Origin of the sequence: Candidatus Stoquefichus sp. SB1 (assembly GCF_001244545.1) — a bacterium.
GTDB lineage: Bacteria > Bacillota_I > Bacilli_A > Erysipelotrichales > Coprobacillaceae > Stoquefichus.
This window is the reverse complement of record NZ_LN852695.1, coordinates 839,880-860,639: the sequence shown is the minus strand read 5'-3', so window position 1 is coordinate 860,639 and position 20,760 is coordinate 839,880. Positions and strand designations below refer to the sequence as shown.

At 32.5% G+C, this 20,760-nt stretch carries 18 protein-coding genes; 3 read left to right on the top strand and 15 right to left on the bottom strand.

The window, feature by feature from the left end; translation table 11 throughout:
- Window positions 1-36: 36 nt before the first annotated feature.
- From BN1865_RS12175 to BN1865_RS12125, 11 genes are all read right to left on the bottom strand, one after another.
- Window positions 37-945: an ROK family protein gene (locus tag BN1865_RS12175; RefSeq protein WP_050637512.1), complete on the bottom strand. Its 909-nt coding sequence runs from the start codon at window positions 943-945 to the stop codon at window positions 37-39.
- Window positions 946-2,376, bottom strand: a complete 1,431-nt coding sequence (locus tag BN1865_RS12170; RefSeq protein WP_050637511.1) for a glycoside hydrolase family 1 protein — start codon at window positions 2,374-2,376, stop codon at window positions 946-948.
- Window positions 2,377-2,387: 11 nt separating this feature from the next.
- Window positions 2,388-2,990: a hypothetical protein gene (locus tag BN1865_RS12165; protein ID WP_232780388.1), complete on the bottom strand. Its 603-nt coding sequence runs from the start codon at window positions 2,988-2,990 to the stop codon at window positions 2,388-2,390.
- Window positions 2,991-3,021: 31 nt separating this feature from the next.
- Window positions 3,022-4,737 carry a class I mannose-6-phosphate isomerase gene (locus BN1865_RS12160; RefSeq protein ID WP_050637509.1) on the bottom strand — a complete coding sequence of 572 codons (1,716 nt, stop codon included), beginning with the start codon at window positions 4,735-4,737 and terminating at the stop codon, window positions 3,022-3,024.
- Between the two features lie 12 nt (window positions 4,738-4,749).
- Complete coding sequence (locus BN1865_RS12155) at window positions 4,750-5,292, bottom strand: glucose-6-phosphate isomerase family protein (RefSeq protein ID WP_050637508.1); 543 nt, start codon at window positions 5,290-5,292, stop codon at window positions 4,750-4,752.
- 9 nt (window positions 5,293-5,301) lie between these two features.
- Window positions 5,302-6,078 carry a glucose-6-phosphate isomerase family protein gene (locus tag BN1865_RS12150; RefSeq protein WP_050637507.1) on the bottom strand — a complete coding sequence of 259 codons (777 nt, stop codon included), beginning with the start codon at window positions 6,076-6,078 and terminating at the stop codon, window positions 5,302-5,304.
- Between the two features lie 2 nt (window positions 6,079-6,080).
- Window positions 6,081-7,358: a PTS sugar transporter subunit IIC gene (locus BN1865_RS12145; protein ID WP_050637506.1), complete on the bottom strand. Its 1,278-nt coding sequence runs from the start codon at window positions 7,356-7,358 to the stop codon at window positions 6,081-6,083.
- Window positions 7,359-7,494: 136 nt separating this feature from the next.
- On the bottom strand, window positions 7,495-8,208 hold the full coding sequence (locus BN1865_RS12140; protein WP_050637505.1) for a GntR family transcriptional regulator: 714 nt from the start codon (window positions 8,206-8,208) through the stop codon (window positions 7,495-7,497).
- A 72-nt stretch (window positions 8,209-8,280) separates the two neighbouring features.
- Complete coding sequence (locus BN1865_RS12135) at window positions 8,281-9,666, bottom strand: glycoside hydrolase family 1 protein (protein WP_050637504.1); 1,386 nt, start codon at window positions 9,664-9,666, stop codon at window positions 8,281-8,283.
- Between the two features lie 165 nt (window positions 9,667-9,831).
- Window positions 9,832-11,226, bottom strand: a complete 1,395-nt coding sequence (gene gltA, locus BN1865_RS12130) for an NADPH-dependent glutamate synthase (RefSeq protein ID WP_050637503.1) — start codon at window positions 11,224-11,226, stop codon at window positions 9,832-9,834.
- Complete coding sequence (locus BN1865_RS12125) at window positions 11,226-12,074, bottom strand: sulfide/dihydroorotate dehydrogenase-like FAD/NAD-binding protein (protein ID WP_050637502.1); 849 nt, start codon at window positions 12,072-12,074, stop codon at window positions 11,226-11,228. The genes gltA and BN1865_RS12125 overlap by 1 nt, the downstream gene beginning before the upstream one ends.
- Before the next feature lie 149 nt (window positions 12,075-12,223).
- Between BN1865_RS12125 and BN1865_RS12120 the strand changes: the two genes are divergently transcribed.
- The gene (locus BN1865_RS12120; RefSeq protein ID WP_232780387.1) at window positions 12,224-13,897 is read left to right on the top strand and encodes a gluzincin family metallopeptidase; all 1,674 of its coding nucleotides are present in this window, start codon (window positions 12,224-12,226) and stop codon (window positions 13,895-13,897) included.
- A gap of 26 nt (window positions 13,898-13,923) precedes the next feature.
- Here the strand turns inward: BN1865_RS12120 and BN1865_RS12115 are convergent, their stop codons facing one another.
- A complete protein-coding gene (locus tag BN1865_RS12115; protein ID WP_050637500.1) occupies window positions 13,924-14,559 on the bottom strand; it encodes a GNAT family N-acetyltransferase in 636 nt (211 codons plus the stop codon).
- Between the two features lie 112 nt (window positions 14,560-14,671).
- On the opposite strand from BN1865_RS12115, the gene BN1865_RS12110 reads away from it, so the two are divergent.
- Complete coding sequence (locus tag BN1865_RS12110) at window positions 14,672-15,460, top strand: Cof-type HAD-IIB family hydrolase (RefSeq protein WP_050637499.1); 789 nt, start codon at window positions 14,672-14,674, stop codon at window positions 15,458-15,460.
- Between the two features lie 36 nt (window positions 15,461-15,496).
- On the opposite strand, the gene BN1865_RS12105 is transcribed toward BN1865_RS12110, so the two are convergent.
- On the bottom strand, window positions 15,497-17,287 hold the full coding sequence (locus BN1865_RS12105; RefSeq protein ID WP_050637498.1) for a beta-glucoside-specific PTS transporter subunit IIABC: 1,791 nt from the start codon (window positions 17,285-17,287) through the stop codon (window positions 15,497-15,499).
- A 5-nt stretch (window positions 17,288-17,292) separates the two neighbouring features.
- Window positions 17,293-18,759 carry a glycoside hydrolase family 1 protein gene (locus tag BN1865_RS12100; RefSeq protein WP_050637497.1) on the bottom strand — a complete coding sequence of 489 codons (1,467 nt, stop codon included), beginning with the start codon at window positions 18,757-18,759 and terminating at the stop codon, window positions 17,293-17,295.
- Window positions 18,760-18,880: 121 nt separating this feature from the next.
- Here BN1865_RS12100 and BN1865_RS12095 point away from each other — a divergent pair, with 121 nt between their 5' ends.
- A complete protein-coding gene (locus BN1865_RS12095) occupies window positions 18,881-19,891 on the top strand; it encodes an AraC family transcriptional regulator (protein ID WP_050637496.1) in 1,011 nt (336 codons plus the stop codon).
- Between the two features lie 187 nt (window positions 19,892-20,078).
- Here the strand turns inward: BN1865_RS12095 and BN1865_RS12090 are convergent, their stop codons facing one another.
- Window positions 20,079-20,759 carry an ABC transporter ATP-binding protein gene (locus tag BN1865_RS12090; protein ID WP_050637495.1) on the bottom strand — a complete coding sequence of 227 codons (681 nt, stop codon included), beginning with the start codon at window positions 20,757-20,759 and terminating at the stop codon, window positions 20,079-20,081.
- Between the last annotated feature and the right edge of the window lies 1 nt (window position 20,760).

Here is a 20,760-nt window from a genome sequence, read left to right as displayed (position 1 = left end):
CACAAGATGTATATAGACTTTCGCATGACAAGTTAATTATTTTATTATACTTTGAAGTTGGAACAGTGCACCTATAAGATTTGCATCATTACCAAAATGACATATCACAACTTCCGGCTTATTCAATGGGTACCCATTATTTTGATAATAGTTATACATTCTATCAATATGCTTATTTATACATTCTCTTAATATGGATTGCTGAGAAATACCTCCTCCAATAGCTATCACTTGTGGATCAAATATTGCCTGTAAGTTAAATATTTGACGCACTAGCTTATTACAAAAATCATCAATTCCTTTTAAAACATCAAAATTGTTATGATTAGCCATTTCAAATATTTCTTTTCCAGTATATTCCTGTGTTGTGTTCATTGACTTTTGTACTGAATGTAGCAATCCAGTAACTCCATTTTCCTGACACCAATCATCTATGTCAGACTCTATACAGTATTTCGATGTACTAATGCATGAAAATTCTCCTGAAGCGAACGATTTGCCAATATGAATTTTTCCATCAATGACTAAACACCCACCTATACCAGTTCCAAGAACAATTACCACAGCATCATCTATCCCCTGCAAACATCCAAATCCAATTTCTGCATTAGCTGCACATTTCGCATCATTTCCAATTGTGATTGGCAAAGGTATTCTTTTTTGCAACATTTCAACAAGATTCATATTTTTAATAAAGGAAAAAGCTCCACCGGTTTTTGCAAAACCTATTTTCGGATTAATTACGCCTGGCATAGAGATACCTATACCACAAATTTGATCTTTATATCTTTTATAGATTGAATCAATAGATTCTAAAAATTCATTCAAACTTTCACGAGGGGCTGATATACTTCCTTTCTCTAAAAAAATTATGTGATCATCCATTAGTGCATATTTAATTGCACTACCACCTATATCTAATGTTAAATATATTTTTTCATCCATCTATTCCACCTCAAAATCATCTGTTAAATCTTGACCTTGCGTTGTAATGACCTTCCTATACCAATAAAACGAATCTTTTTTATAACGTTCTAATGTCTTCAAATCAAATTCATCTCTATCTACATAGATGAAACCATAACGCTTCACCATACCTTCATGTGTCGAAATCAAATCAATTGCTGACCAAGGACAATATCCCATCATTTCACAACCATCACTCATTACTAATTGAATTTGTTTAATATGTTCCCTAAGATATTGAATGCGATAAACATCATGGATTCTCCCATTAATCAATCGATCATAAGCACCAATACCATTTTCACAGACAAGCATTGGCAATCTATATCGAGAATACATTTCACGAATTGTTCCTCTAAAACCGACCGGATCTATTTCCCAACCAAACTCTGTCTTTGGTAAATGTTCATTCCTATAAGCACGATATAACCCTGCAACGCCACCTGTCGTTTGTTGATTAGCAACAGGATCCTCAGTTTCTGTTCCATCACTTTCTTGACAAGTTGCTGTATTATAATAGTTAAAGCCAATAAAATCTGGATGTCCATTCTTGAGTGCCTCCTCATCACCAACAGCAAATTGAGGACAAGCATCATTTTCTTCAAGATATGCCCATACAAGATTATTATAAATGCCATAAACTGCTGCATCTAGATATAACCAATTCCTAATAGCATTACAATTTTGCGCAGCAATCACATCTTCTGGTTTACATGTTGCAGGATATACTAATGAGATATTTGGTGCTGGACCAATTTTTGCATCAGGAAGCATTTCATGACATAAAGCCATCACTTTTGCCTGAGCAACTAGCATATGATGATTTTGTTGATAAATTTCTTTCATTACATTTGTGCATCCTTTTGGCAAACGCAGTGTTCCAATCACCGAACCCGCTAAAGTCAGCATGTTTTGTTCATTGATTGTCAGCCAATATTTGACCCTATCACCAAAGTTTTTAAAGAGGACTCTTGCAAATTCAACAAACCATTCTACAGACTCTGGGCAACTCCAACTTCCTTTTTCATCAAGTGCCGCAGGCATATCAAAATGAAACATTGTCACAAATGGAATAATATTATATTTTAAACATTCATCTATCAAATGATTATAGAATTCTATTCCTTTAGGATTAATTTTACCAGTACCTTCTGGTAAAATTCTCGACCACGAAATTGAAAAACGATATGTTTTCAACCCCATTTGTGCCATTAAAGCTATATCATCTTTATAACGGTGATAGTGATCAGAACAAACTGTTAAATCCGATGTTCCTTCTGGAACTTCTTTCACATCTTGACATGATGGACCTTTACCATCAACAAGATTAGCGCCCTCTACTTGATAAGCAGAAGTACTCGCACCCCATAGAAAATCACACGGAAATTTTGTTAATGTTTTATGTATCATATTCTTCTCCTTTATACGCTTATCTCTTTTATAAGTATCTTTTGAAATAACTTCATAAACATTCCTAAACTTGGTCCAAATATAATCATGCCTATAACCGTTCCAACGCCTATTGACCAAGGAATATCCATAAGAAGAGTCATTATGATAATCACAACAAGCGAAAAGATATCAGCAAATTGTCTAATCACATGAAATTGTAATGGAATCACTTTTGTGAGTGCATTACAAAATCCTTCTAAAGCAAAAGTGACTTCATCTAACACCATAATTAAAGCAACTCCAATTACACATATCTCAGTAGAGACAATATACATAACAATCCCACCAGCAAAAGAATCAAATGGAAATATAAGAATATCATATAGGACATAGTTAATGACTATTCCAAGTAAAATACTGAAAGGAATTTGTAAGATTTGAATAAGTTTAAATTCTTTTCTTAAGATAATCATTTGACCAAAAACACAAGCAATATTTAAAATCATTCCTAACGTTCCAACTTCAATACCAGTAAGAGAGTTTAGGGATGCGCTCAACGCATCCCATGCTCCAACTCCAACATTTGCTTTTAATGTAAAAGCAAAACCAATTCCTACAATTATAAATCCCAAACTTATTATAAAGTATTTCTTCATTTTATCTCTATCTCACATAAGCTTTAATAAATTTAATTGTTTCTTCACTATCATAAGGTCGTATTGTATATTCTTGTACAGCACTTGGAAGAATAAATGTTTCAGCATAATGCACAACAAATGGTTCAAAAGCTTGGGTAGGACTTTCGATAACCGCCTGTGTTCCTTCCACAAGATTAAGCACATGCACCCCTTCTTGACACTGGTGATATGTTTTTTGCTGCGTTGTAAATCGTCTTGTCTCTATAAATTCCAACTCATGCAAACCTGTTTTTTCTTCTAAATAATCATCACTATCATGGATGACTTGAATATTATTCACAAGATTTTCTTCTACCCATGGTGTTGTGCGATCCCACTGAATATTTTTTTCACCATCATCGATATGAATAGGACGAGGGAGGCCGTCCAATCCTAATCGATCCCAATCCCATAATTTAAAAGTAAAAATATATGGTGTCGCACTAATTTCTAAAACCATACAGTTTGAAGATGAACAATGGACTGTTCCTGCAGGAATGAGAAAATGATCATGTTTTTTTGCTTCAAAGAAGTTTATATACTGATCAGCATCAAAAGTTTTTTCTCCTTTTTGTGCTTGTTTTAAATCATCAATCATCTTTTCTGGATCAATATTTTCCTTCTGTCCTAAATACACACCACCACCTGGCTGACTATCTAAAATATAATAACTTTCATCTTGAGTATAAGTCATCCCAAAATGGGATTTAATATATTCTGTTAAAGGATGAACTTGTAAACTCAAGTTTTGTCCTCCTATTGTATCTAGAAAATCAAATCGAATAGGAAATTCAGCCCCAAAACGACAATAATTCTTCATTCCTAAAAGTTCTTTTGGTTGGTATAAAACCAAATCCATGGCAGGAACTTCAATACGTGTATCACCAAATCGTAAATATAAACTATTTTCTTCTGGGACACCATCAAAACTCCAAGCAAAATTATCAGCAGATTGATCAAGACCACAAACTTCTTTCATCCATTGACCACCCCAAACACCTGGATCAAAGTATGGAACCAATCGAAATGGACGCTTAACGATTTGTTTCAATCCTTCTCTGAGTGCTTGACCAGTCACCATTTTTGGTTTTCCAATTATATTACTGTCAATGAAATAATCCACCTTATCAAACATTTTCATTTTTTGCTTATCAGCAATACGCCATTCTATAAAGAATCCACGTTTATTTTTCTTTAATGCATCTTCATTCTGATTATCCTGCTTAAAGTTTGGCATCCCTTGACGATATCGACATTGAATTTCCCAGCGAGCCATATCACAATAAATGTACGTATCTCCTTGTGAAATCAAACTTGCTCCTACACCATATACAAGAATACGCTTATGTGATGATAGAACTTTCTTTATCTCATTTTGTTTTTGAATATCCACAAAGTCTTCCATTTGTCCATAGTACATCACACCTCGCACACGATCCTCAGTCAAATGTGATTTCATCAAGCGATTTAAAGTATCTTTATCATAGAAAATATCTTCACTGCAAATAATAATTTCAGGATCATAAATATTTTGAATCATTTCTAAAACTTCATCATTAACACCAGGATAACATTCGACTGTCAAACAATAATCAGTTTTTTTATTTAAATCAGATAATTCTTGGGCAATTGCCTTCTCATCAGAAAATACATCTTTATCAAAACCTACAATTTTAGTTTCTGGATATTTATCATAATTCATAAATTCTCATTCCTATCTTTCTTTAAATTCTATCTGACCATTTTTCTTAAAAACTCTATAACCAAATTCTCTTGTTTCTATAGCAGCGTAATCATGTCCCGCTGATGTTGGCCAACAGGCACCAACTTTTAAATCCTCTTCACCAATATTGACGAGTCTATGGGCAATTGTTCCATCAATATGATGCAAAGAACCTTCATAAACCTTTTCAGCCCATGTATACCCTGTATCATCCATCAATAACAAAAGACCCTGACCAGCAATTCCAAAATAAATTTCTGCACAATCTTTTAAAGAATGAAAATGACCTTTTGTCATATTACATTCATCATGAGAATAAACCGGTTTTAATACTGTTAATCCCCAGTTTAGATTTCCTAAAACATCTGCCCCTTTTGAATATGAATAAACCTCATAAACAACAGGGTCATCATCTCTTTGATTTTCATAAAGATATTTCACTTCATGATATTTTTTTGTGTAACTTTCTACATCTTTACCTTCTAATACACCATTTTGAATATGATGTATCACTGATGGTTCAATGACTTTCATATATACCTCCTAGGGGATAAAGTTTTCCCACTTCTCTTTTGCGATTTGTGGTTGAGAGACAAATAAGAACAAATCTGGATTTTCAACAAATTGCTGATAGATAGGAACACCTTTACGAATCCCAAATTCCTTATATATTCTTGGTTCTTTCACAACCAACTGACTTTCTTGATAAAACTGGTTAGCTATAAAATCAATTTTATTTTCATTCACAATTGGGAACCAGGCCACCCCTTTATGAGTTCTGACATCATCATAGTCAAAACCATAATCTCTCACACACCAAGCTCCAAAAGTTAAATTCTGGGTTATATCAGCAACAATAGTTGCATGTGCCCAACCTGGTGGAACAATCACAACGTCACCTGGTTTTGCATAAACAGCAAAGCATCTGCCAGGATTATCAAGTGCTGTTTCCTGCATATAAATATAAGCAGCTCCACTCCAAATCTCATAAACCTCACAAGTTGACATGCCACAAGATGGTGATACAGCATGAATATGTCCTTGCGAACGAACAGGTTCTTTTCCCAATGTTCCTTTTGCATATGTCACAGCACCATATAAAAGATTACGTTCTAACATATGAGGTTTATCTTGTTCATTTCCTACATCCATCGCAATTGAATAAACAACCTGAGGACCCTCACAATGAGGATCCATAAGATTTTTTCTTATTGCATCTAAACTTCTATTTTCTACTTCAGGTCCAAAAACATGTTCACCATATTGAAATCCTAATGGTTCATATATTGGTTGAATATCAAATCCAGGATCAAATTTCATAATTAAGCCTCAATTTGTCCTTCTTGTTCTTGTTTAACCAATTGCTTATCATACATTTTTACAAATGGTAAATAGATACATGTTCCAATAATAACATTGACAATTTGAACAACTGCTCCCATCGGTGAACCAGTAATTAACCAACCTGAAATAAGTGGAGGTGTTGTCCAAGGAATATCTGCTCCTAATGGATAAGGACATAATCCAGATTTCATAAATCCCCAAGTCACAAGAACATAGACTGCCATTGTTACAATCCATGGAATCAATAACATAAAGTTCAAAACAACTGGTGATCCAAAGACAATTGGTTCAGAAATATTAAAACAAGCAGAACCAACTGACAATTTTCCTACCGCCTTTAATTGCTCACTCTTAGCACTTATTAAACAAGCAACAATAAGTGATACAAATTGCATCCAAATAAATCCTGTAAAGAATTGACCAGTAAAAATATATTGAGGTGATTGCCCATTCTGTACAGCAGTTAAGTTAGCAATCATAGCTGCATTCCAAATTGGTGTCATAACAGAACCAGCAATATTCTGTCCATGCAATCCCATAAACCATAATGCCTGAATAAAGACAACAATAATAATCGAAGCAGGTAAACTTGTTCCCAAAGCCATTAATGGTGTTTGGAAAACATTAAACAATAATGTATGGATATCTCCATAAGATGTAAATGACATACCATATCTTACTGCAGCAAAAGTAATGAATGTCACTAATGCAGGTACTAACATTTTAAATGGTTCAGCAACCATTGGTGGGACTGACTCTGGTAATTTAATTGTCATTTTAGAATTCATAAATTTGTTATAAAGAATACTACCACCAAAACCAACAATCATAGCAGTTAATAAACCTTGTCCACCTAACCAAGTCATTGGAATATATGCAAACGCACCTTCTTCATTCCAACCCATTGGAGTCACTATTAAGAAACAGCAGATCATAACAATAGCTCCAAAAATACCTTCATGTTCTTCTTGACGTGTATAATAATATCCAATAACTCCAGCCAAGAATAAAGCGACAATACTTAATGTTGCACTTGACATTGCATCCAAGAAAGTGATAATCTCATTCAAAACATCAGCAGGTACGACATAATCAATAAATGGAAAATACGAAATAATCAATGCAATTGACCCAGCAATCGTCAATGGCATAACAGCAATAAATGATTTTTGTAAAACTTTAAGATACTTGTTATTCGCAATCTTACTCCCTATAGGCATTAATATGCCTTCTAGTTTTTCTTGAAACTTATTCATTTTTATCCTCCTCATCCTTATATGTTATAACATTACAATGTTATTATAGCACAACTTTTAGAGAATGCAACACTTTTATGTTAGAATGTTATAACATTCTAACATAAAATAAAAGATAAGATACATTGTACCTTATCTATTTCAAATCTATGACCAGTTCATATCCATTTGCAACATATCTTGAATATGTATACTCAATTGGAATATCTTCAGAACTTCCCATTCTAATACGATTCATAAGTGCTTCATTCTTTGTCACACCAAACATTTCTTTTTCTTTAGCTGTCATAAGCGCAGCTGTGATTTTTTCTTTAACATGTGTAATAGGGTAACCAGCTTGTTCTAATTTTGCATACATAGATCCACTAAAATCAGTTTGATCATCTACTGGCACAATAGGATTAATATAAGACTCATAATGAGTTACAGGTTTCCCATCTACATATGTCTGTCGAGTTAACTTTAAAACTGGACGATTGACTGAAACACCAAAGAAATAAGCAACATCAATAGGCGGCGAGGCATATTCTACACTAATAACGCGTCTATCGTTTGCATTATTTTTTTCTTCCACACCATTAAAAGAAGATTGAAAAGAAGTTGCCACAGTATTTTCACGTTTTAAAACAATAGTCCCTTTTCCTCTTTTTCTAGAAATCAGTTTAGCATTGATCAGTTTATCCATCGCTTGACGTACTGTCACTCTAGAAACCTCAAACTCTTCCATTAAAGCCATCTCGCTTGGTAAAACTTCACCTTCCTGGTAATCACCATTAAGAATACGTGATTCCAATATGTCATAAAGCTGACTCCATAATGGCTTTTGTCCACTTTGAAAACTTAATTTCATGTTACTCCCTCTCTTCATTATAACTTCTTTTCATTATACACTATATTACCAAATTTTGTAAACTATCATGTATTATTCTTCAAAACCGTTAACTTTCGTTACATATTCGAACCAATCCGCACTCTTTTTACGTTTTGTTTCTCCAGATTTTAAATCATATTCATAGAAACCATAACAGTTTTTAAATTGATTTGATGGTGACCATAAATCAACAAATGACCACATGTTATAACCAACGAGATGAACACCTTCCTGAATAGCTTTGTAAGCCCAAATTAAATGTTTCTTAACATAATCTATACGATAATCATCTTGGATTTGCCCTTCTTTATTTCTAAAACGATATTCATTTTGAATACCCATACCATTCTCTGTAATTCTCATCTCAGGATTTCCATATTCTTCCTTCATTAACATTAATGTATCATAAAGGCATTTTGGATAAATTTCCCAACCTCGATCGCTATTCATTTGACGACCATGCATGATATAAGGTTCACTAAACGAATCAAATGTAATTGGTGCTTCTGGATTTCTTTGATATGAAAGGCACTTAACTCTTTCTGGACTATAAATATTTAATCCTAACACTGATATTGTATTATCCGCAATTAATTGAGCATCTTCTTCATAAACATCTATTTGAGCACCATACTCTTTTACAAATGCTAACCACTCTTCATTGACTTTACCAAGTAACAATGGTTCTTCATAAGATAACTGCATCATCAATTCAACACGATGTTTTGCTAAAAGATCAGCAGGATGCTCACTTCTTGCATAAATATGTCCATGATTCAATACTGATCCTATTTTTCCTTGATAATTCCCATTCTTAAAGACTTCTACAACCTTCGCATGTGCTACAACCATGTGATAAATTGCATTATTTGCTAAATTCCAATCTAATAAATTTGGATAGCACATATCATTTTGATACTTAAACATCACATCGACAATTGGTTCATTATAGATATACCAAATATCTACCAACCCATCAAATAATTCAAAACATTTCTGACAATAATAAGCAAATGGCTCAATCACATCACGTTTTGTAAATCCACCTTGTTTCTCAAACAACAATGGCATATCAAACCAATACAAAACAATAGACAATTCCATACCCTTTTCTTTAAAAGATTTAAACATGTTTGTATAGAACTCTACTGCCTTTTCATTGACATTTTTTCCATCAGGCAATAATCTAGCCCATAAAATAGAAGTTCTAAAACTGTTATGACCAATATCCTTGGCTAATTGAGCATATCTCTCATAATCCTCATACCAATTTAATGTCTCACTAGGACCTACTTCATTATAGAAGCGTTCAGGTGATAAACGATAGTATTCATCCCATACTGTTGGTGCTTTTCCATCCTTATCAAATGCTCCTTCTGTTCCTTGAGCCCATACTGCACTACCCCACTTAAAATTCTTTGGAAATTCATATTTCATAATTTTGTCCTCTCATAATGTTAATTTTTGTAATGTTATAACATTATGACTATAATATAACATATATTTAAAAATTGTCAATACATTCCATACTCTATTAAAAAAACTTATTCTTAAAGGAAAATTCCATAAGAATAAGCTTTTATAATAATTTATAACAAGAAATTATTTATCTTTTTGTTTTAAAGCTTCATCAATAGCTTTAGCAGCTGTTTTTCCAGCTCCCATTGCTAAAATAACAGTTGCTGCTCCAGTTACAACGTCTCCACCAGCATAAACACCATCTTTAGAAGTCTTCATTGTTTCTTCATCAACAATGATTCCACCCCATTTTTGTGTATCTAAACCAGGAGTTGTTGTTCTGATTAATGGATTTGGACTTTGACCAATAGATACAATGACTGTACCTGTTTCAATTGTGAAATTTGATCCCTCTTTCACAACTGGTCTTCTTCTACCACTATCATCTGGTTCACCAAGTTCCATCTCAACACATTCCATTGATTTTACCCAGCCATCTTCACCTTCAATTTTCACTGGATTTGTTAATAACTTAAAGATGATGCCTTCTTCTTTAGCATGATGAACTTCCTCAGCTCGTGCTGGCACCTCTTCTGCTCCACGACGATAAACAATATAGACATCTTTTGCGCCTAAACGTTTTGCTGTTCTCGCAGCATCCATTGCCACATTTCCTGCCCCAATGACACAAACTGTATCACTAATTTTAACAGGTGTTGGATGATTTGGAAATTGATAACCTTTCATCAAATTCACACGTGTCAAGAATTCATTTGCAGCATAAACACCATTTAAGTTTTCACCTGGAATACCTTGGAATCTTGGTAACCCAGCTCCACTTCCTACAAATATAGCCTCATAGCCTTGTTGCTGTAATTCATCAATTGTAATTGATCTTCCAACAACAACATTTGTTTGGAAATCGACGCCAAGTTCAGCAACACCATCAACCTCACTTTGTACCAAAGCTTTTGGCAAACGGAACTCAGGAATACCATAAGAAAGCACTCCTCCTGTTTTGTGCAATGCTTCAAACACAGTGACATCATAGCCTTTTTTAGCCAATTCACCAGCACAAGTAATTCCAGCTGGCCCACTTCCAACAACTGCCACTTTCTTACCATTTTTTTCTATTTGAATGTTTTTCTTTTGTCCATGTTCTCTATGATAATCAGCAACAAATCTTTCTAAACGACCAATTCCTACTGATTCACCTTTAATCCCACGTACACATTTTCCCTCACATTGATTTTCTTGAGGACAAACACGTCCGCAAATAGCTGGTAAAGCATTTTCTTGAGTAATAATTTCATAAGCTTCTTCAAAATGTCCTTGCGCCACTTCTGCAATAAATTCAGGAATTGGTACACCTACTGGACAACCTTGTTTACATGGCTGATGTTTACAATTTAAGCAACGAGTTGCTTCTTCCATTGCCTGTTCTTTTGTATATCCTAATGAAACTTCTTCAAAATTTTTATTTCTGACATTTGGTTCTTGTTCAGGTATTTTCACCTTTTCTAATGACATGTTAGGCATTATTTGGCACCTCCCATTAAATTACACATACGGTTAGCATTTTCCATAACCTCATGTTCTTCTTCTTTAAACATTCTTTGACGTGATATTAATTCATCAAAATCAACTTGTAAACCATCAAAATCCGGTCCATCAACACAAGCAAATTTAATTTTTCCATCCACACTTACACGACAACATCCACACATTCCAGTTCCATCAATCATAATAGGATTTAAAGAAACAGATGTTTTGATATTATGTGGTTTTGTCACACCAACAACAGCTTTCATCATTGGTACAGGACCAATCGCAATCACTTCATCAATGTTTTCCCCTTTTTCAATCATTTCAGCTAATACTTGAGTAACAAATCCTTGACGTCCCAATGATCCATCATCAGTTGTAATATAAACATTTTTACAAAACTTTCTAAATTCATCAGCCCATAAAACATATTGAGCTTCTCTTCCACCAATAATGACATCAACATCAACACCCATATTCGCTAACGCTCTTAATTGTGGAAATAATGGAGCACTACCAACACCACCAGCAACACCCACTACATGTTTTGATTGATGCAACTTCGTTGGTTCTCCTAATGGTCCAACAAAATCAGTTAATTCATCACCCTCATTTAAAGCCGCTAAAGCTTTTGTTGAGTAACCAACAATCTGATAAATAATTGTAATTGTTTCTTTTTCTCTATCAAAATCTGCAATTGTTAATGGAATTCTTTCTCCATCCTCACCAACACGCAAAATAATAAATTGACCTGGTTCACATTTTCTAGCTACAAATGGTGCATGAATTTCCATTAATTCAACAACATCATTCAATGTTTCTTTACGTAAAATCTTATACATCCACATCATCCCCTCTTTATATTGAATTGATTATAACACAACATCCTATTTTCCGCAATATCACAATTTTTCATATTATATTTACCCTTTCCCTAAAGAAATTGCAATAAATCTTTATTCCATATATAATAAATAAAAGGAGAAAAATTATGAAAAAATTTAAATCAATAGCTATCTTATTTGTAACTTTAGCACTTTTATTAAGTGGCTGTACTTCAACAACCAAGGTTCATGAAGAAACAATTCCTCCTCATGACAATATTGCCTTTAAAGACATGAAATATCAGCGTCCTGATATTGACGCAACCAATCAAAAGATTGAAGACCTTATGAAGCTTTCTCAAAACAGTAACAAAGATGCTGATGTCTTAAATGCTTATCAGGATATTCTTGATGATCTCTATAATATTGATTATATGTCATCACTAGCAAACGTCTTTTACAGTATAGATGTTACAAGTCAATATTATGATAATGAAAGTCAATTTTTAAGTAATAGTTATACAAAACTTGACAATCAAATGAATTCTTTAACCAAAACAATTCTTGAATCCCAATATAAAGATGCTTTCACAAATAAAATGGGTCAAGACTTCATTGAACGTTATCAAAAAAATGCAAAATTAAATTCACCTGAAATTGAAGAACTTTCAGAGCAGGAAACAGCACTTGTCAATCAATACAACACATTATTATCAAAAGAATATACAACTGAAATCAAGGGTAAAACAGTGACTATGGATGATTTAGACTTTAGTAAGCAAGATGATATTGATGCCTATTATCGTATTTATCAAAATAAAAATAAAGAGTTAGCTACGATTTATAGTCAGCTTGTGAAAATCAGAATCCAAATAGCAAAGAAACTTGGTTATGACAGTTATGCTGATTATGCCTATGATGTATTAGGACGTGATTTTACTAAAGAAGATGCACAAAAATTTGAAAAGAACGTTCTTGAAACAGTCACACCTTTATATCTTTCACTATCAATGAAATATCAAAATAAAATAAGTCAATTAGATAAAACTCCATATTCACTTGAAAGTGGAATATCTTATCTTGAAGATGCACTGAAAAAAGAGTTTCCACAAGCCATGCAAGAAGCACTTACCTATATGCAAAAATATCAGCTTTATCATTTCAGCAATGATAAAAATACTCAACATGCTGGTTTTACAACTTTGCTTGGCTCAAGTCCATTCATGTTTATTAATGCCAATGATTATAAAACGCCAGACACTGTCTTCCATGAATTTGGTCATTATTATAACTTTTATCTTATGGGAAAGACAATCTGGAATGATTCTAACAATTTAGATATTGCTGAAATTCATTCTCAAGGCTTAGAACTCTTAATGTTCAAATATTATCAAGATATTTTTAAAGATGATGCTCAACTTTTTGAAGTTAATTCAATCATTGAAATGTTAAGCAGCATTATTCAAGGTGCAGCAGAAGATGAATTCCAACAAAAAGTTTATGAAAATCCTGATATGTCAATAGATGAAATGAATGCTTTGCATGCGCAAATTAGTAAAAAATACTATGGATATGAAATGACATATGAATGGGTTGATATTCATCATCATTTTGAATCACCATTCTATTATATCAGTTATGCAACAAGTGCTGTTTCTGCCTTAGAAATATGGATGCTCAGTCAACAAGATCGTGATGAAGCAATCCTTACTTATCGAAATATGACTCAAAATACAATTAATGTTGATTACTTAGATGCTTTAAAAAATGCCAATCTAAGCAATCCATTTACAAGTCAAATTATTCAAGAAATTGCAAAACAAATCAAAAAAGATTTTTAAAAAGATGAACCCACCGGTTCATCTTTTTAAATATTCTCTTCAATATAATGATTAGGATACATATCCCAATATTTTTTATAAACTCTTTTTTGATTACCATCAAGGTTCAATTGATACATTCGAAAAGTAACCATTTTATTTTTGGGTTGCCACAATTCTTCATATGAATATTGATAGTTCATCTGTAACTTCTTCATGACTTTACCACTATTTATATTATTGATATCATGAGTAGCAGTCACATAAGGCAGTCCATCTTCTTGTGCCTGTTTTAAAACTGCCTGAACTGCTTCAGTCGTTATTCCCTGATGCCAAAACTCTTTTCTTAAACCATAGCCTAAATCATAGCTCTCATCCATTTCAATATGAACATAACCAATAGGAATATTATCACTTTTCAAACAAATCGCATACATATATCCTCTTGGTAATTGATAGGCTTTTAAATATTTATTTTCTAATAATATTTTGGCTTCTTCAAGCGTGTGAAGAGGAAACCATGGTAAAAATTCATTGACAGCTTGATCTTTATAAATCATAAAAACAGCTTGTAAATCTTCTTCAGTCATTTTTCTTAATATCAAACGTTTTGTTTCAATATAAGGCGTATTTAAATGAACTGGTTTGATTAAAGCAGGCTGAATAGGTCTTTGAATACTCATTATACCTCCTCCTTTGCATATATTTTATCATACTTTTTATATCATAGCCATCTCCATCTTGACCATTTCCATTTTTCTATGTATGATAGAAAAAAAGAAGTGAGGAAAAACTATGGAAACAAAACTTATATTTTTTGATATAGACGGAACATTATTAGATGAAGAAACTTTCTGTGTTCCTACGTCAACTCAACAAGCTATCGCTAAAGCACAAGCAAATGGACATTTATGCTTTATTAATACTGGCCGTCCAATTTCAACAATTGATAAAGTTATTACTGATATTCCTTTTGATGGATATATTTGTGGTTGTGGAACTTATATTGAGTATCAGGGAAAACCTATTTTTCATGTAGAGATTCCAGCAGAAAAACAAAAACTTGTGATTGAAAAATCTTATGAATGTCATATTGATACTGTTTTAGAGGGAAGAAATGGTGTTTATTTTCCTCACAAAACTTTTCACCCTTTTGTAGGTGGAGTTGAACAAAGATATATCGAACAAAAATTCCCTGTATTTAAATATAATCAGCACGATATTGTTCCTTTTGATAAATACGCTTCATGGTATGATGAACATTCTGATGTTGACACTTTTAAAGAAGCTTTACAAAAAGACTTTGATTTTATCCAACGTGATGTCGATTTTTTAGAAATCATCCCACTTGGATATTCCAAAGCCACAGGTATTCAAATGATTGCAGACTACTTAAATATACCTGTTGAAAATGCAATCAGTATTGGTGATTCTACCAATGATTTACCTATGTTAGAATTTACGAAAGAATCTGTTGCAATGGGAAATAGCAATCCACTTTTGTTTGATGTTGTGACATTTATTACAACTGATATTAGAGATAATGGTATTGAAAATGCTTTAAAACATTTCAAAATTATTTAAAAACCTATTTGACTTACAAATAGGTTTTTAAATAATTTATTTTTTTATAGTCATAGTTTTGTGTTCTTTATCAACAGTAATTTGTTGATAGTTTTGACTATTTGTACAAATCACCGGAATTGTTATATCATAGCCAGCTTTTTGAATATTTTGAAAATCAACTTTCATTAATCGATCGCCTTTTTTCACTTTATCTCCTTGTTTAACATAACTTTCAAAATATTGACCATTTAATTCTACTGTATCAATACCAATATGAATTAACAATTCTTCACCTTGTTTTGCCTGTAGTCCAATAGCATGCTTTGTTTGTGCAAGAACAACAACTGTTCCATCACATGGTGCATAAATATATTGATCATTTGGAATAATGGCATAGCCTTTTCCCATCTTTTCTTTAGCGAACATTTCATCATTTACCTTATTTAAGGAAATCATTTCTCCTTTTACAGGCATTTCTATAACAAGATCAGATGTCTTAACTTTACGCATCCCTAAAAGATAACTTAATACTGCTGCAATAAGAAAAGTACTGATAATACAAACACACATTAATAATAAATTTCCAATTGTTCCATCAGGATTTGCATAAACTGGTAATGATGTAATTCCAGGCATAACGAAAGCAAAACATTTTGCTCCTAAAAGTGTTGTCAATGCACCACCGATTCCATTTGCTATCATAGCAGCAATCAATGGTGTTTTGTTCACAACATTGACTGTGAATAATGCTGGTTCTGAAATTCCAAGAAATGCTGAGAAGCTTGTTGTAAGAGCAGCTGCTCTCATTTTACTATCCTTCATATGTAAAGCTGCACCTAAAGATGCTCCAGATTCAGCCATATTATGACAAAATGAAATAGGTAATAAGTAATCATAACCAAGTGTTGTTATATTTGTAATTTGAATTGGTGATGTTGATTGGTGCATACCACACAATACAATAAGCGGCATAAAGAAGCCAAGCAAAAATCCAGCAAATACACCAAAAGTATTAAACATCCACACAATCCCATCAGCGAGATAAATACCACCATAAGCGCCTATTGGTGCTAAAATCAAATATATCAAAGGTATTGTCACAAGTAATGACATCGTTGGAACAATAACCATTTTAAGAACATTTGGAATAAATTTATCAATAAAACGATAAACCACAGCAAGCAATCCAACACCTAAAATAACTGGAAATACTGAATCAGCATACTTAAAGACGGGAATCACAAAACCTAAGAAAGTAAACGGACTGCTTGTAGCATCCACTGCTGCAACAAAAGTAGGATACATCAAAGCTCCTGCAACACAAATACCTAGATATTCATTTACTTTGAACTTACGCGAAGAAGAAATAGCTAACAAAAACGGTAAGAAATAAAAGGGAATATCTGAAATTAAATTCAAAATAACAAAAGTTCCACTCTCAGTAGCAATCCAACCAAAACCATCAATCATTGCTATAATACCTTTTAGCATTCCACCTGCCACTAAAGCAGGTAAAATAGGAGAAAAGATACCAGTAATAACATCAAGAATTTTATTGACATCAAATTTTTGAGTTGATTTTATTTCGTTATTGCTCATATCACCTAAGAGAGCTTCTACTTCAATAAAAACATCAGCAACCATAGGTCCTATAATAATTTGATATTGGCCATTTTTAATTTGTGTTCCGATAACACCTTCCAGATTTTCAATAGATTTCATATTTGCTAAACTATTATCTTTTAAATTAAATCTTAATCTTGTCACACAATGTAAAGCAGTTGTTATATTATCACGGCCACCTAAAAGAGAAACAATTTGTTTTGCCAGTTCTTTATTTGTCATTTTATTTATCCTAATTCCTTTCCATTAGATTTTATACATTTTTGATACCAATAAAAACTATCTTTACAATAACGTTTACCCGAACCTTGACCACCATTATCTAAGTCAACATAAATCACACCATAACGCTTATCCATAGTCAAAGGTCCACAAGAAACAATATCAATAATACCCCACATTGTATATCCAATGATATCTACACCATCAATAACAGCTTCTTTCATTTGAGCAATATGTGATTTTAAATAATCAATACGATATGGATCATGAATAGTTCCATCACTTTCTAAGACATCCGTTGTTCCTAATCCATTTTCAGCAATAATCAGTGGCAATCTATAACGATCATACATTTTATTCAAAGTTACCCTTAAACCAATCGGATCCTTTTGCCAACCCCATTCACTTGTTTCTAAATAAGGATTCTTATTCGCCATAATTAAGTTACCAGCAGTCTTTTCCCATGTTTGATCACTTGTTGAAACTTGTGAGAAGTAGTATGAAAAAGACAAGAAATCAACTAATCCTGATTTTAAAATGTCCAAATCTCCTTCTTGTATATCAATGTGAATATCAAACATATCAAAATATCTATCCATATACTGAGGATATTCTCCACGCGCCATAACATCAGTATAGAACCAATTGCCATACTGTTCATCTTGCAATGCCTGTAATGCATCTTCAGGGCGACATGTTGCTGGATAAGTTTCAAATCTTGCAATCATCCCACCAATCATTACACCCGGTAACATTTCATGACATAATTTAACAGTCAATGCATTTGCAATCAATTGATGATGCAAACATTGGAATATAGATTGATTCATGTTTTCTTCCTCATCCTGAATCAAGCAAACACCATCCCAAGGTGCAAAACGTCCTGCATTGAATTCATTAAAAGGTAACCAATAATCAACCAAATCTCCAAGTTCTTTAAATAAAGTTTCAGCATAACGAACATAAAATTGGATTGTTTGACGATTTTTCCAGCCACCATATTTTAAAACCAAGTGAACTGGAATATCATAATGTAGTATTGTTGCAAATACTTTTATTCCTTTTTTATGACATTCTTTAAACATATCTTTATAATAATTTAATCCTTCTTGATTAGGTTCAAGATCATCACCATTAGGGAAAATACGTGACCAGCAAATAGATGTTCTAAACATCTTCATTCCCATTTGATGAAATAATTCAATATCTTCTTTGTAGTGATGATAAAAATCTATTCCTCTACGATTAGGATAATATGTCACATCCATATCTTTTAAAGCCTGTTCAAATTCAGCTTTAGAAAATGGGCATTTATGATGTTTTTCTTCAACTTGTTCACGATTCCATGCTGGATTTAAATAACGTAAATCTTGTGTAGAGATTCCTTTTCCACCTTCTAAGAAGCCACCATCTGCCTGTGAGCAAGATATTGCTCCACCCCATAAAAAATCTTTATCAAATCCTGTTTTCATTTTCTTTCTCCTTTTTTCATTGAACTAGCTAGTTTTCGATGTTATTATAACAAGAGAAGATACATTTGAAAATGTCACATTATTATATTATTTATATCATTTTCACAGTTAGGAGAAAATTATGAATATTCAAGATTTAGATGAGTTCTTACATATTGATACTTCTGGTGAGAGATGGCATTTAAAACATCCAGGTGAACTGAGTCCATTTTATGCAAACTTACCACTTCACAATTATCATAACATGCAATGTTATTGTTTTGACTTTGCGAATACATTAAAAACTGAACGTATTGGTGTTGTCAAAGAATCAAGATACACAACTATCCCTCCTCATTATCATAAAGATATGGAATTAAACTACATATATGAAGGAACCTGTACTTTTATTATTAATGGAAAAGAAGTCACAATGACACAAGGCGATTTATGTATTCTTGATACAAATGTTATTCACAGTGCGACAAGTTATAAATCTGCTCATGATATTGTTATTAATATTGTTTTTAAAAAAGAATTTTTTAACAGTGTCTTTTTAAGTCGTTTATCCCAAAAAGGCATTATTACGACATTTTTACTTAATGCAATATCTAAGAATCGACAACATAATCAATATATTATTTTTAATACTCAAAATAATTTTAAACTTCATACACTTATTCAATTTTTACTTTGTGAATACTTTGGTCCTAGCCGTTGTTTTAATGAGTTGATGCAAACTTATGTTTCAGCCATATTTCTTGAATTGATCAATACATTATATGATTCTCAAGATACAAATTATAATGATAAAATGAGTCAGGAGACTCTCATTCCTATTTTAAATTATATCGAAGAAAATTATACACATTGTAAATTAGAAGATGTTTCTAAAAAGTTTGGTTATAATCCTAATTATCTTAGTAATCTTCTTAAGAAAAAAACTGGGATGTCTTTTATTGAAATCAAAACAGCACAGCAATTAACTGAAGGAGCCTTTCTCCTTACCAATTCTCAACTCACAATTAATGAAATTGTATACAAAGTTGGTTGTAATAATATTAATTACTTCTATAAGAAATTCCATGCTATGTATGGTATGACACCCAAGGAATATAGGAATACCGCTAATGAGCTTACACATTCATTTTAACATCCTTTATCATCCGTTGTAGCATTTATTGTTGATTTTATAAAAAAGAAAAAAGAACGTGGGGAAACGTTCTTTTTGAATTATAGACGAATTTATATTTAGGGAGAGGGGTCGTCTATAGTTTGTATTATGTGTCTTTCTTAAGACACTTATATCATACAATCTTGATATGAATTTTCTGTGAACACTATTCAATTCTCTCTAATTTCCCCTGATTGATTTGTAACTGAACATCTAGTTCTTTAGCAAAATCCTTTGAATGCGTCACTACAATCACGCATTTATTTTTATCATGAGCCAATTGAATAAATGTTTGAATAATTCCCTGTGATGTTTCCTGATCCAGATTTCCAGTAGGTTCATCACAAAGAATCAAATCAACATCCTTTGCCATTGCTCTTGCAATGGCAATTCTTTGTTGCTGTCCACCTGATAATTTACGAATATCACGTTTACTCTCTTCTTCACTCAATCCTAATTCTTTTAAAATATTGAATGCATATTGTTTTTTATGAGGAACATGAATTCCTGAAATATCCATAGCACTTTCAACATTTTGAATAGCATTCATATAATTAATCAAATTATAAGATTGAAAAACAATAGAAACATGATTACGACGATATTTTGTTAAACCTATTTTTGAAATATCTTCACCTTTATACAGAATTCTACCACTTTTAGGACTATCTAATCCCCCTGCTAAAACTAGCGATGTTGTTTTACCACTTCCGCTTGCTCCAACAATAGCATATGTTTTTCCTTTTTCAAATAAATAATTTGCTTCTTTTAAAATATTTACTTGTCTTGATCCATCTTTATAATGATAACAAACATTTTTAAATGTTAATACAATTTTTTCATCCATA